Raw genomic sequence first — 12,368 nt, 5'->3', positions numbered from 1 at the left:
CAAAAGTATAGAATTAGTTAGAATTTGGTTTTAAAATTAAAAAATGACTATCCATCACATTTCCAGACAGTATTAAATTCCCAAAAGGAGCAGCAACAGTTGATCCAGACATTTTTTCTCCATTTTCTAAATAAACTTGTTCAATGGAATAATCTCCTTTTTTGATGTAATTTATTTTAATAATTTCTGAGGGAGAAGTTTCTTTGTCACCTTTTGCGTAGGCTGCAAAATGCAATAAATTAGGATGAGCACCAACCCATAAGTTATTATTTTTATCAAATTCTATATTATCAACACCAGTTTTACAATCAATATTTTCTATAAATGTTAAACTATTATCCTTGTTTTTTTGATAGACTTTTACTAAAAATTTTCTGGGTGATGCCACAAAAATTAAATTACGATTTGTGTCAAAATTGATTCCATTTGAATAGGCTATTCCATCTGCAACTTCTGTGTAATTTTCTCCATCAAAATAGATAACATTAGAAATTGAAAGCCCTAAATAATCTTCTGAAAGTCTTCCAATTCCGTCTTTGTATTTATGATCGTTAGTAAAATAAAAACGATTTTCATCTAACAAAACAAGATCATTAGGGCTAAAAATGAGCTTGTTTTTTAATGTTTTTTGATGAGTTAACAACGTATCAACTAAAGTGAAAATTTCTATAAATTCACCTTGTAAAGTGTGGTTTATCGCAGCAATAGTTGTTTTATTATCTTTTTGATAAATAGAGATTCCATGAGGTGCAAAAGGTTTTTTAAAATCTTTGGTTAAAAGAATAGGAGAGAAGTTGTTATTTTTTAAATCAATAAAATACAAGCCACCAATTTCTTGTTTGGTGTTTGGAAATTTATTTCTAATTGTAGATGAAACAATTGCAAAACTATCTTTTCTGCTAATTGTAATATCTTCAGCACCAGCAATATTTATTTTTTTTAAAATCTTTCCATTAAATTTATTTTCGATGGTTCTAAAATATCCTGTAGAGATGAAAATATTAGCTACAAAAAGCACTAATAAAATAAGGATTGCATAAAATATTCTTTTTTTGAACTTCATTTTATTTCTTCATTTTAATAATGATTACGCCATCATATTTTTTATCAGTATACTTTGCAATATCTTTTTCTCCTTTTATAACTGTAACAGAATCAATATTTTGAGTGGGTATCTTTTTTATATCATCAGCATTTACTTCGTTTCCATCTACTATATAAAGGACATTATTATCATATAAATTGTAATCATATCTTTTTAAAACTGCTTCTTTATCAATAATAACTGCATCTCTTTTTGAGGCACAACTTTGAGACGTCAACGCGAAAAGAATAACCAAAAATTGAATAAAATAGAAACTTTGAATTTTTTTCATAAATATTATTTTATCCAAAAATACAACATTCAATTATTTTATGTAGTTTTATACCATCAATAGAAATCATAAAATGAGAAATGTCATTGCATTCTTTACCCAAATTTCGTGGAATAACCACAAAAATCGGTCTGTAAATATGTTTTGATAGTATCTATATAAAAATCAAATTATTAAAGTCCGACTTCAAAGTCGGACTTTTTGTTTTAATAGAACTTATAAGTTTTTGTTGCTAGATTTTTATTTAGCAACATTTAAATGAACCAAAATGAAAAATTTATTTAAAAATTACATCAATACTTTTAAAGGACTTTCGAATGAAGTTTGGTGGTTGGCATTTATTACTTTTATAAACAGATCTGGAACTATGGTGATTCCTTTTTTGTCTTTGTATTTGAATAAAAGTCTAGGTTTTGCAATTTCTGATGTGGGCATTATTTTATCTTTTTGGGGTTTGGGTTCTTTAGTTGGCACATGGCTTGGAGGAAAATTGACAGACAAAATTGGCTATTACAAAGTTATGTTTGGTAGTTTAGTTTTAACTGCAATTTTCTTTATTCTATTGCAATATGTAACTAGTTTTTCTGGTTTTTGTGCGGGTATTTTCTTGGTAATGTTGGTTGCAGATATATTTAGACCTGCTATGTTTGTAGCTTTAAGTGCCTATAGCAAACCAGAAAATAAAACTCGTTCTGTTACTTTAATTCGTTTGGCAATTAATTTGGGTTTTTCTGCAGGACCTGCAATTGGTGGATTGATAATTACAGGAATTGGTTATCAAGGTTTATTTTGGGTAGATGGTATTACTTGTTTCTTGGCAGCAATTTTGCTTTTGCAAGTTTTGAATCCGAAGAAAGTAAAAGTGTTAGATGAAGTAAAAGTAGAAAACCCTGTTTCTGTTTATTCAGACAAGGCATTTTGGGTATTTTTTATAGCGATGTTTATTTTCGGATTTACCTTTATGCAATACTTTTCTACAATGCCTTTGTATTATAAAGATATTCGTTTTTTATCGGAATTAGAAATTGGCTTGTTAATGGGTTTTAACGGTTTTTTTATTTTCTTGTTCGAAATGCCATTAATTAATTGGTTGGTAAAAACGAACAATTCTAAGGCAAAATTATTCGCAATTGGATTATTCTTGGTATCACTAAGTTTTCTGGTTCTAAATTTAACTTCTTGGTTTGGTATTTTAATAGTTGGAATTTTATTAATGACTATAGGAGAAATGATTGCTTTTCCGTTTTCGAATTCTTTTGCTTTAGAAAGAGGGAAAAAAGGAAATCAAGGAGAATATATGGCCATGTATGCCATCTCTTTTTCGTTGGCAAGTATTTTTAGTCACAATAGTGGAATGCAATTGATAGCTAAATTTGGTTACGAAATAACTTGGTATGTTTTTACTGCTTTTGCATTTATTGGAGTTGTAGTTTTATTGCTATTGATAAAAATGCTTCAAAGAGAAAAACCTATTTAATTTTTTTAGTTTAAATTATCATATAAATAAAAGCAGTATAAGTTAACAAGAGAATACAGCCTTCTTTCCAAGTTAACAAGTATTTTTTTGGTAGCAAAACTAGTGGTAAAATAATGAAAGAAATACCTATCATCCAATAAATATCGTTTGTAAAAAGCCTTTCATCTGAGAGAGAAATAGGCGTAATTAGGGATGTAATTCCAATAACTGCTAAAATATTAAAGATATTCGAACCAATTAAATTTCCTAAAGAGATCGCTTTTTCTTTTTTAACTACTGCAATTATAGACGCTGCTAATTCTGGAATACTTGTACCAATAGAAACGATTGTTACACCAATAACGCGCTCTGTAACTCCAAAATCTACAGCTAATGCAGTTGCTCCATTTATTAATAATTCTGAGCCAGCCCAAAGCCCAAAACCACCAAGAATAAGTAATAATGCAGTTTTATAATTTGGTATTTGAATTTCTTTTTCTACAATTTCATCAACTACAATGTTTTTTTGCTTTTTTAACAGATAAAGAATAAAAATAATTAAAAAAGATACCAAAAGAATACCTTCATTTTGTTCAATTACTTTATCATTTGCTAAAAATAAAAAGAGTAAACCAGAGGCAATCATCATTACTGGCCAGTCTATTTTATAAAAGTTTTTGGCTACTTGAATTGAACCTAATAGTAAAGTTATTCCTAAAACTAAACCTAAATTTGCAATATTAGATCCAATAATATTTCCCAGAGCCAAGTCTGACGAACCATTTAAGGCAGCATTTAGGCTAACAATAAGTTCTGGTGCAGAAGTTGCAAAAGAAACTACAGTTAAACCAATAACTGCTTTCGAAATATTTAGTTTTAATGATAAAGCAACTGCAGATTTCAAAAGCCAATTCCCTCCTAAAATCAACAAAATCAAACCTCCAATTATTAATAAATAATTCATTTATATATTTTGTGCAAAGATACGTTTTTATCAATTTAGAAATCAATAGAATGATGAAAACCGATTAAAAAGGGTTTTAAATAATGACTTTCCCTTTGCTTTTTAGAAATGATAAAAACAGGGTCTTTAATTGCTAACACAATTTAATATAAAATATAAAATAAGTTACATATAATAACATAAATTAAGATTTGTAGGTTATACATTATAACAAAAAGTATTTAATAGATTTATAATGTTAAATCAATTTAAAAAATAGGCTTTAAAGTATTTGGAAAGTAGAATTCAAAAATTATATATTCAAAAAATATTTTAAAAATGAATCTATTTATCAACCTATAAAACTAACTAATTATGATTATTATAGCTCTTAAAATCATCAAATTTATTTCAGGAATATTAGTTTTAATATTTACCTAAAAAGAAAAAAATGAACGAAATAGTGGATTCTATAAAGTTAGATTTCATTAACAAACAAAATATAAATTGATGCTAAACTTGCAGTATTAAATTTTAACCAAATAAAGAATTTAGAAGAAGGAAAAGTAGTTTTTAATAACAGCTCATTCTTAAAAGAGTGAGTTGTTATTTTTTATTAAATTTGACAAACAATCAAACTATAATGAAAAAACAATTTTTTAAAACTTTGGCAAAAATTAATAAAGTTTTACTACCTTCTTACACTAAAAAAAAGTTGGATGTTTCTAAAGCTTCTAAATATCAATTGGCAATAATTGGTTGGAAGGCTTTTGTAACTATCAATTCTCTAGACTAAAAAAAACAAAATGATGAATAACGAGTATATCAAATTATTTACTGATAGTAATATTATTATTAATGGCTTAAAAGTTCTTTTAGAAAAAGAACAAATTCATTATATAATTAAAGATCGATTTGAATCTGCAAGATTAGGAGGTTTTGGAGAGCAGTCTACTTCTGTAGAAATACATGTATTAGAAAATGATTTAGAAAAAGCTGAAGATATTTTAGCAACCTATGAAAAAGAAATAAACTCATAAAAAGGGTTATCCTCTTTCTAATTAGAAAAAATGCTATTATATTTGCAACCGCAAAAAGGCCATGTGGCGCAACTGAATAGCGCACTTGATTACGGCTCAAGAGGTTACAGGTTTGAATCCTGTCATGGTCACCAATAAAATCAGCACTTTACAACGTTTTTGTAAATGCTGGTTTTTTTATTTTCACACGATTTGCCTATTATTTCCTCATTTTTTTTCTTTTTATACTAGTATGCTCCAATCTAAAAGATTTCTCTGCAAATACGCAATGATTTACTAGTTCTCTACTATTGCAATTCCCTCTTCTGTGAACCCATACAACTTAGAAACCATAGTGTCTATTTCTTTGTCTGTTTGGTTTATTTGGGTTTAAAATAGAAGATGGCTTTGTACTATTTTATTTTTGTTACAACCGGAGAATAACATTTATTTTAAAGGATTTTGTGATGCATGTAAAAATATTTTTTTAGTAAATAGCCTAAAATAGTATCTTTAAATAAAAAATTATGTGTTTTCATATTTCATTAACTAAAGAAGAAAACGAAATAACCCAAGTTTTTGATGCAGTTTATAATTCGCCACTTTTGTTTGAATCGTATTATCATTTTAATGGTTGGGAAACTAAAAACTTATCAATTATAAAACAAGATGATGAAACCTTAATAGATTTAGCAACTTGGGGGATTTTACCAACCCATTACAACTTGTCTAAAAGAACCAATTTTTTGGCTAAAAATAACACCTTAAACGCAACTAAAGAACGTTTATTTGATAGTAATTTATTTAGTAAGTTTATAAAATTTAAAAAGTGTATTATTATTGCAGATGGTTTTTTTGAACCTTATACAGCTGCAGGAACCAATGAAAAAATCCCTTATTATTTTAAAGAGAAAAATAATAAACTATTTGCTTTTGCTGGCATCTATTCTGTTATTGAAGATAAAGTTACAAAGCCAAGGTATTCAGCTTCATTAATTACAACAGAAGCAAATTCTTTTTTTAAAGAAATACACAATAAACCAAATAAATTGGGTAGCTATAGAATGCCGCTAATTTTAGATCCGAATGATTATTGGGAATGGTTGCACACCTCAGATGAAGATTCGATTAAAACATTACTGCATACATTTACAAAGCAAGAACTAATTGCTTACCCAGTATCTAAAGATCTTTTTAAAACTTCTGTCGATACAAATACGGCTAGTATTTTACATAAGGTAGAATTTCAAAAGGGATTGTTTTAAAAATAAAAAAGAAAACATCCAATTGTTTTGTAAACGAGATGGTTACAAAAACTTATTATTTTAGGTGAGTTTTTTTTGCATTTTAATTTATTTAGCAATAATTTTAAAAAAAAAGTGAAAAAATATTTGTGAGTTAAAAATGTTATATATACTTTAGCAGAAGTAAAACAAGTATAATCCTAAATCCCCCCAAGAATGGATACTTTAAAAAATAAAGTCTTTGGACTTACCCCAAAAATCATTAGAAATCTATTTTCTAATATAAGAGTTTCTTACTTTACAGTACTTTACAAAGTAGAAATTTTAAAATTTACATCAACCTTATTTCATAAACAATTTCATAGCCAATTTAACTTGCGTTAATTTTATTTTAAATTAATTCAGTTTAAATGAATGATGATTTGCTATTTATAATAGTGAGCATTAAAAACATAGTTTTATACCCCTAAGTGTAAAATAATTTTATATCCCTAATATAAAATTGAAAGGACTCTTAACAATACTGTTAAGGGTCTTCTTCATTATAAAAAAATAGTTAGAAGTTTAGACATCAATTTTAAAAACGATATAAAATAATAAACTCGAGAATTTCTCGAGTTTAATTTAAATATTGCTTAATTAATAGTCTGTGTTCTGGGATACTTTTATCGTAATTTTTAGTAAGAAGTTCTAGTATTTCAGGTGGATTAACACCTATATCTTTTTTTTGAAGATATTTAGAAACATACAAATTGTAAGTGTTCTCAGATTTTTCAAAAATTAAATAGTGTTGGGAATTTAATTCTGAAAAAGAGATTTCATTTCCATTAAAAGTATTAGAGTTATCTTTTTTAAACCCAGAAAACTCATAGTATTTTAAAACATTTTCCATCTTTTAAACCAATTCTGCAGATAAACCTAAATGTAATAATTTAGAGCATCTTGGCTCTAAATCTTTAAATTCTCCCGATTTTACAGTACATTTTCCTTTATAATGAACTAGCATTGCACACTGTTCTGCTTGTTCTAAAGTGTGTTCGCAGACATCTATTAAAGAATCTATCACAAAATCGAAAGTGTTTACGTCATCATTATGCAAAACAATTTCATGCTGATTTGTTTCTTGTTCAAGAACGTCTATTTCTTCTTGTATTTTTTCTTTTGTGCTCATAATAACAAAATTACAATTTATTGTATTTTAATGCAACCCAATTATTTCTTTCTATAAACGATTCTAATTTTAAGTCATATTTAGAAACTTCTGCATTTATAATTGGAATATCTTGTTCGTAAAACCCACTTAATAGAAGAATTCCTTTATCATTTAAACAGTCTGTGTATATTTTCATGTCCATTAATAAAATATTTCTATTTATATTGGCAATGATAATGTCGTATTTTTTATTGATTAAAATTGAGGAGTCTCCTTCTAATACGGTTATATTTTTACAGTTATTTCTCTCTACATTTTCGATAGAATTTTCATAACACCAATTATCTATGTCTATGGCATCTATTGGGTTTGCTTTTTTCATTTCAGCAAAAATTGCTAAAATACCAGTTCCACAGCCCATATCTAAAACCTTTTTATTTTCTAATTCTAGTTTTAGTAAATGCTGAATCATCATGTGTGTAGTTTCATGATGCCCAGTACCAAAGCTCATTTTTGGTTCTATAACTATATCATATTTTAAACCAGGATTTTTATGAAAAGGAGCTCTAATACTCACTAAATCATCAACTTGAATAGGTGTGAAATTTTTTTCCCACTCTTCATTCCAATTGGTTTGTGCAACTTCTTCTAGATTGTATTTAATGGAAAATTCATTGGATTTTAAAACAAAAACATCATCAAGAATGGTAGAATACCAATCTGTTTTTTGAATGTAAGCAGTTACTCCATTTTCGTTTTCTACAAAACTCTCAAAACCTGTAAAACCTAATTCAGCAATTAGAATTTCTGTGGCAGGTTCTTTGGGCGTAATTTCGAAATTATATTCTATGTATATATTATCCTTCATAAAAAAAGCATCAAGAGTTTTAAATCTTGATGCAAATTTATTGGTTTTTATAAGAAGTTTTACAAAATAACTATTTTAAATAGCTTTTATAATTGCAGTAAAATCATTTGCTTTTAAAGATGCTCCACCAATTAAACCTCCATCTACATCTGCTTGAGAGAAGATTTCTTCTGCGTTCGAAGGTTTTACGCTTCCACCATATAAAATAGACACATTTGCGGCTAATTCTTTATTGTATTTTTTAGCAATTGCATTTCTAATAAAATAATGCATTTCTTGGGCTTGTTCTGGGCTAGCAGTTTCACCTGTACCAATTGCCCAAACTGGCTCGTAAGCAAGAATTATATTTTTCCAGTCTTTTGCTTCTAAATGAAATAAAGAGTTTTTTATTTGACTACCAACTTCTAGTAAATAGTTGTCCGTTTTTCTTTCTTCTAAATGTTCGCCAATACAAAAAATAACTTCTAAGTCGTTTGCTAAAGCTGTATCTATTTTTTTAGATAGTAATTCATCATCTTCATTAAAAAGAGATCTTCTTTCAGAATGACCTAAAATAATGGTTTTAATTCCCACAGATTTTAACATGTCTGCAGAAACTTCACCTGTAAAAGCACCACTAGTTGCTTCGTGCATGTTTTGCGCAGCAACTTCTATTTTAGAATTATCAGCATTTTTTACAGCTGAAGCTAAATTTATAAAAGACGGAGCTACAATAACTCTTGTATTTTCTAATGGTAAGTTTTGAATAGAATTCTTTATTTCTTGAATTAGTTCTGTAGATTCAACTTCATTAACATTCATTTTCCAATTTCCAGCTACTATTTTTGTTCTCATAAATTATGTATTTTGAATATGATTGTAAATTTAAGAAATGATAAGTAAATAATGTTAAGAAATATAAATAGTTACTAAAACGATGTATTAATTCGTTTTTAAAGCTTTGTAAATTTCTTTATCAGAGGTGTTTGTGGCTTTAAAAAGTGCAATTTCCCCTTCTTCATTAATAATTATATATCTAGGAATCCAATTTAAATTAATGAAATCTACAAAATCTCCATCATTCATTCCTTTTGGAAGATTATAATGTTCGCCAACTAAATTATACTTGTTAATAGCTCTTTTCCATGAAGGTTTGTCTAAATCTACCGATAAAAATAAAAATACAGCTTCAGGAAACTGTTTTTGCAATTCTTTTTCTTTCGGAAAACCTACAATACAATCTTTGCACCAAGAAGCCCAAACATTTATAAATATTTTTTTTCCTTTGTGTTGATACAAAACTTCTCTTAAAGTTATTTTAGAATTGTCTAAGCCGATTAACATTTCTAAATTTGCTTCTTCAGAAAACTGTTTTGGTTCATCTGAACAACTTATAAAAGCGAATACTACTAAAAGAATTATTTTTTTCATTTAAATTTTGTCCATTAAAAACTGAATAACTTACAAATGCAGAAAGTTAAAAATAGTACTTTTGTAAAAGTTTAAGTAAAAGTAATGACAACACAAGAATTAATATCACAAATAAATCAAAAAAAATCTTTTTTATGCATTGGTTTAGATGTAGATTTAACTAAAATTCCACCTCATTTATTAGCTTTAGAAGACCCCATTTTTGAGTTTAATAAAGCAATTATTGATGCTACTCATCACTTGTGTGTGGCTTATAAACCGAATACAGCTTTCTATGAAGCTTATGGTATTAAAGGATGGAAATCTTTAGAAAAAACGATAGAATATATCAATAAAAAGTATCCAGAAATTTTTACAATTGCAGATGCAAAAAGAGGAGATATTGGCAATACTTCTAGTATGTATGCCAAAGCTTTTTTTGAAGATTTAGGGTTTGATTCTGTTACTGTTGCTCCTTATATGGGTAAAGATTCTATTGAGCCTTTTTTGGCATTTAAAGACAAACATACTATTATGTTAGCTTTAACTTCTAATCAGGGTGCTTTTGATTTTCAAACGAAAGAAATTGGAGACAGGGAATTATATAAACACGTTTTGGAAACTTCTAAAAACTGGAGAAATTCAGAAAACTTAATGTACGTTGTTGGAGCCACGAAAGCTGAATATTTTAAAGAAATTAGAAAGATTGTACCAGATTCTTTTCTTTTAGTTCCAGGAGTTGGTGCTCAAGGTGGCAATTTAAAAGATGTTTGTAAGTATGGTTTGTCTAAAAATATTGGCTTATTGGTTAATTCTTCTAGAGGTATTATTTATGCTTCCAATTCAAATGATTTTGCTGAAAAAGCAGCTAAGAAAGCAAAAGAGTTACAATTAGAAATGAAAGAGATATTAGAGAAATTTAAAAAGTAACTTCTCTATCTAAATAACGAACTTGATTAATTTTCTCTTGTATTTTCATTGCTTTATAGGCAGCTAAATCACTTTGGGCTTCATCCTCAAATCTATAATCGTTAGATTTTTCTATAAGTTCTGAATATCTTTTAATAAGATGGTTTTTGTAAATGTTAAATTGTCTTTTGTGGTACATGTAATAAAATAAAGAAAGGTTAAGAAAGTAAATATAATAAAAAAGAGGATGCGAAAAATCTTTTTTAAAATAAAATAATCTCCTAAAATTCTTAAAACAAATAACTTACCCTTTAATTATCTTTAGAGTTTTATGGGTATTTTGAGTAGCTATTTTTAAAAAGTAAATTCCTTTTTTTAAGAAAGAAATATCGTGGTTTTTAACATTGCTATTCTGTTTAAAAATATGTATTTTCTTTCCTGTAATGTCATAGAGAGTTAAATTTGAATTTGAGTCTATATTTCCCTTAATAGTTAAATTATCTATGACTGGGTTAGGATATGCGTAAATTGAATTTGTATCTATACTTTCATCATTAACGCTTAAATTACGAGATTGTTGGTAAACTCTTACATAATCAATTTCCATAGCACTTTCTGTAAAAGAAGATGTTATGTTTGGTAAAATAGCCACATTAAAAAGTAAGTATTGTGGTGCAAAATAAGGCCAATTCTGTATGTTTTTATTTGAAGGATTGTAAACATAGTGCACAATACCATCTACACTGAAAGTCATTTTAGTAGAGTTCCAATCTAAAGTATAAATATGAAATGTACTAGAAGCATTGCTTATAGTTCTTCCTCCTTTATTTATGGTTCCACCAAAACTAGATCTGTTATGCAGTGCACTTTGAACAAAATCCTGATTATCTCCCCAATGTTCTATGATGTCTATTTCTCCACAATCTGGCCATCCTGTAGTTCCATGAGTTGCTGCCCAGTAACCACCATTTTCTGTAATGTTTTGTCCTAGCATCCATAAAGCAGGAAAGGTACCAACCCCTATAGGCATTTTAGCCCTAATTTCTACTTTACCATAGGTGAATGCATATTTAGAATTCAATCTAGCTGAGGTGTAATTCTTTAGAACTGCATAGCTAGTGTAGGCTTCTTTTTTGGCTAAAATTTTTAATGTACCATTACTTACATAAGAATTATCTGTTCTATCTGTGTAATGTTGAATTTCACCATTTGCCCAATCCACACCATTAATAATTGGTCTAGTCTGCTGAAACCATTTATCTTTATCAATCTCTCCATTTCCATCAAACTCATCAGACCAAACTAAGTTATCAAAAACTGGATCTTCTGGGTCATTGCTTTCTTCTATGGTCCCATCATATAAAAAATCATCTAAATAGGCTATAACTTTATCATTATTATCCTCACCATTAACTTGTATTAAAACTCTATTAAAATCGGTTCTTTGTGTTGCATTTGTACCTATATTCTGATAAATAATTGTATCATCTTTATAATTAAAAGTAATAGTTTGCCATTGATTTAAAACTATAGTTTTTATAATTTCAGCTTGTGTTTGCCAAGGAGCTAAACCATTAGGATTGGAATTGTCTTGTAATTTAAATGAAATCTTATTTGTTTGACTGCCTGTAATCGAATTCGAAGGAACATATATTTTTAAAGAGAAGGTGTAATTTTCAGATAAATCAAATTTTTTATTGATGTCAAATCTTAGGTTGGCATATTGAGCTCCTCCATCATCATATTTTAGAACAGTGTTAGAATTATTGCTGTCATTTTTAAATGGGTTCGAAAAATTTGTATTTATTGATGTACCATCTCCAAACCAGCTGGAAATAGTTCCATTTCCTTCGAAATCGTCTTCTACTTTGACTTGAGAATAAAATGTATATGATACTAATAAACAATAAATAAGTAAAAGATTTTTCATTTTTATAATTTTAATCTGTTAAAAATAATATGGTCAGGTTAAGCTAGATGAAAAAACACCTATATAAAAACCATACACTAT

General features: G+C 27.7%; 15 protein-coding genes and 1 tRNA gene. 6 read left to right on the top strand and 10 right to left on the bottom strand.

Features of this window, described 5'->3' with window-relative positions; genetic code table 11:
* Window positions 1–13 precede the first annotated feature (13 nt).
* Window positions 14–1,063, bottom strand: coding sequence for an SMP-30/gluconolactonase/LRE family protein (locus WAO74_RS02440; protein ID WP_422159376.1), 1,050 nt, complete (start codon window positions 1,061–1,063; stop codon window positions 14–16).
* A 1-nt stretch (window position 1,064) separates the two neighbouring features.
* A complete protein-coding gene (locus WAO74_RS02435; protein WP_422159375.1) occupies window positions 1,065–1,376 on the bottom strand; it encodes a hypothetical protein in 312 nt (103 codons plus the stop codon).
* Window positions 1,377–1,644: 268 nt separating this feature from the next.
* On the opposite strand from WAO74_RS02435, the gene WAO74_RS02430 reads away from it, so the two are divergent.
* The gene (locus WAO74_RS02430) at window positions 1,645–2,853 is read left to right on the top strand and encodes an MFS transporter (RefSeq protein WP_422159374.1); all 1,209 of its coding nucleotides are present in this window, start codon (window positions 1,645–1,647) and stop codon (window positions 2,851–2,853) included.
* 10 nt (window positions 2,854–2,863) lie between these two features.
* Here WAO74_RS02430 and WAO74_RS02425 read toward each other — a convergent pair whose 3' ends face one another.
* Entirely contained in the window at window positions 2,864–3,796 is a 933-nt protein-coding gene (locus tag WAO74_RS02425) for a calcium/sodium antiporter (RefSeq protein ID WP_422159373.1), read from the bottom strand.
* 622 nt (window positions 3,797–4,418) lie between these two features.
* Here WAO74_RS02425 and WAO74_RS02420 point away from each other — a divergent pair.
* The 4 genes from WAO74_RS02420 to WAO74_RS02405 all read left to right on the top strand — a co-directional run bounded on the left by WAO74_RS02420 (window position 4,419) and on the right by WAO74_RS02405 (window position 6,059).
* Window positions 4,419–4,571 carry an SsrA-binding protein gene (locus WAO74_RS02420; RefSeq protein WP_422159371.1) on the top strand — a complete coding sequence of 51 codons (153 nt, stop codon included), beginning with the start codon at window positions 4,419–4,421 and terminating at the stop codon, window positions 4,569–4,571.
* Between the two features lie 10 nt (window positions 4,572–4,581).
* On the top strand, window positions 4,582–4,815 hold the full coding sequence (locus WAO74_RS02415) for a DUF2007 domain-containing protein (RefSeq protein ID WP_422159370.1): 234 nt from the start codon (window positions 4,582–4,584) through the stop codon (window positions 4,813–4,815).
* A gap of 57 nt (window positions 4,816–4,872) precedes the next feature.
* A tRNA-Arg gene (locus tag WAO74_RS02410) sits at window positions 4,873–4,949 on the top strand.
* A 372-nt stretch (window positions 4,950–5,321) separates the two neighbouring features.
* Window positions 5,322–6,059: an SOS response-associated peptidase gene (locus WAO74_RS02405; protein WP_422159368.1), complete on the top strand. Its 738-nt coding sequence runs from the start codon at window positions 5,322–5,324 to the stop codon at window positions 6,057–6,059.
* 598 nt (window positions 6,060–6,657) lie between these two features.
* Here the strand turns inward: WAO74_RS02405 and WAO74_RS02400 are convergent.
* The 5 genes from WAO74_RS02400 to WAO74_RS02380 all read right to left on the bottom strand — a co-directional run bounded on the left by WAO74_RS02400 (window position 6,658) and on the right by WAO74_RS02380 (window position 9,469).
* Window positions 6,658–6,930: a hypothetical protein gene (locus WAO74_RS02400; protein ID WP_422159366.1), complete on the bottom strand. Its 273-nt coding sequence runs from the start codon at window positions 6,928–6,930 to the stop codon at window positions 6,658–6,660.
* Window positions 6,931–6,933: 3 nt separating this feature from the next.
* On the bottom strand, window positions 6,934–7,209 hold the full coding sequence (locus WAO74_RS02395) for an ATP-dependent Clp protease adaptor ClpS (protein WP_422159364.1): 276 nt from the start codon (window positions 7,207–7,209) through the stop codon (window positions 6,934–6,936).
* A gap of 10 nt (window positions 7,210–7,219) precedes the next feature.
* Complete coding sequence (gene prmA / locus WAO74_RS02390; RefSeq protein WP_422159362.1) at window positions 7,220–8,059, bottom strand: 50S ribosomal protein L11 methyltransferase; 840 nt, start codon at window positions 8,057–8,059, stop codon at window positions 7,220–7,222.
* Between the two features lie 75 nt (window positions 8,060–8,134).
* The gene (tpiA, locus tag WAO74_RS02385; RefSeq protein ID WP_422159361.1) at window positions 8,135–8,893 is read right to left on the bottom strand and encodes a triose-phosphate isomerase; all 759 of its coding nucleotides are present in this window, start codon (window positions 8,891–8,893) and stop codon (window positions 8,135–8,137) included.
* A gap of 87 nt (window positions 8,894–8,980) precedes the next feature.
* Window positions 8,981–9,469, bottom strand: coding sequence for a TlpA family protein disulfide reductase (locus WAO74_RS02380; protein WP_422159359.1), 489 nt, complete (start codon window positions 9,467–9,469; stop codon window positions 8,981–8,983).
* Window positions 9,470–9,553: 84 nt separating this feature from the next.
* Between WAO74_RS02380 and pyrF the strand changes: the two genes are divergently transcribed.
* The gene (gene pyrF, locus WAO74_RS02375) at window positions 9,554–10,378 is read left to right on the top strand and encodes an orotidine-5'-phosphate decarboxylase (protein ID WP_422159358.1); all 825 of its coding nucleotides are present in this window, start codon (window positions 9,554–9,556) and stop codon (window positions 10,376–10,378) included.
* Here pyrF and WAO74_RS02370 read toward each other — a convergent pair.
* Both WAO74_RS02370 and WAO74_RS02365 read right to left on the bottom strand, forming a co-directional pair.
* Entirely contained in the window at window positions 10,368–10,556 is a 189-nt protein-coding gene (locus tag WAO74_RS02370; protein WP_422159357.1) for a hypothetical protein, read from the bottom strand. The genes pyrF and WAO74_RS02370 overlap by 11 nt on opposite strands.
* Window positions 10,557–10,661: 105 nt before the next feature.
* The gene (locus tag WAO74_RS02365; protein ID WP_422159355.1) at window positions 10,662–12,287 is read right to left on the bottom strand and encodes a family 16 glycosylhydrolase; all 1,626 of its coding nucleotides are present in this window, start codon (window positions 12,285–12,287) and stop codon (window positions 10,662–10,664) included.
* Window positions 12,288–12,368: the final 81 nt, after the last annotated feature.

This window comes from Polaribacter sp. (assembly GCF_049276715.1).
Lineage (GTDB): Bacteria > Bacteroidota > Bacteroidia > Flavobacteriales > Flavobacteriaceae > Polaribacter.
This window is presented reverse-complemented; position numbering and strand designations above follow the sequence as displayed.

Excerpts from the sequence above, each read along its gene's own strand:
- WAO74_RS02430 (WP_422159374.1), top strand. The coding sequence starts at position 1,645 with ATGAAAAATTTATTTAAAAATTACATCAATACTTTTAAAGGACTTTCG.
- prmA (WP_422159362.1), bottom strand. The coding sequence starts at position 8,059 with ATGAAGGATAATATATACATAGAATATAATTTCGAAATTACGCCCAAA.
- tpiA (WP_422159361.1), bottom strand. The coding sequence starts at position 8,893 with ATGAGAACAAAAATAGTAGCTGGAAATTGGAAAATGAATGTTAATGAA.
- WAO74_RS02400 (WP_422159366.1), bottom strand. The coding sequence starts at position 6,930 with ATGGAAAATGTTTTAAAATACTATGAGTTTTCTGGGTTTAAAAAAGAT.
- WAO74_RS02425 (WP_422159373.1), bottom strand. The coding sequence starts at position 3,796 with ATGAATTATTTATTAATAATTGGAGGTTTGATTTTGTTGATTTTAGGA.
- WAO74_RS02435 (WP_422159375.1), bottom strand. The coding sequence starts at position 1,376 with ATGAAAAAAATTCAAAGTTTCTATTTTATTCAATTTTTGGTTATTCTT.
- WAO74_RS02405 (WP_422159368.1), top strand. The coding sequence starts at position 5,322 with ATGTGTTTTCATATTTCATTAACTAAAGAAGAAAACGAAATAACCCAA.
- WAO74_RS02415 (WP_422159370.1), top strand. The coding sequence starts at position 4,582 with ATGATGAATAACGAGTATATCAAATTATTTACTGATAGTAATATTATT.
- WAO74_RS02440 (WP_422159376.1), bottom strand. The coding sequence starts at position 1,063 with ATGAAGTTCAAAAAAAGAATATTTTATGCAATCCTTATTTTATTAGTG.
- WAO74_RS02365 (WP_422159355.1), bottom strand. The coding sequence starts at position 12,287 with ATGAAAAATCTTTTACTTATTTATTGTTTATTAGTATCATATACATTT.
- WAO74_RS02395 (WP_422159364.1), bottom strand. The coding sequence starts at position 7,209 with ATGAGCACAAAAGAAAAAATACAAGAAGAAATAGACGTTCTTGAACAA.
- WAO74_RS02380 (WP_422159359.1), bottom strand. The coding sequence starts at position 9,469 with ATGAAAAAAATAATTCTTTTAGTAGTATTCGCTTTTATAAGTTGTTCA.
- pyrF (WP_422159358.1), top strand. The coding sequence starts at position 9,554 with ATGACAACACAAGAATTAATATCACAAATAAATCAAAAAAAATCTTTT.
- WAO74_RS02370 (WP_422159357.1), bottom strand. The coding sequence starts at position 10,556 with ATGTACCACAAAAGACAATTTAACATTTACAAAAACCATCTTATTAAA.
- WAO74_RS02420 (WP_422159371.1), top strand. The coding sequence starts at position 4,419 with ATGAAAAAACAATTTTTTAAAACTTTGGCAAAAATTAATAAAGTTTTA.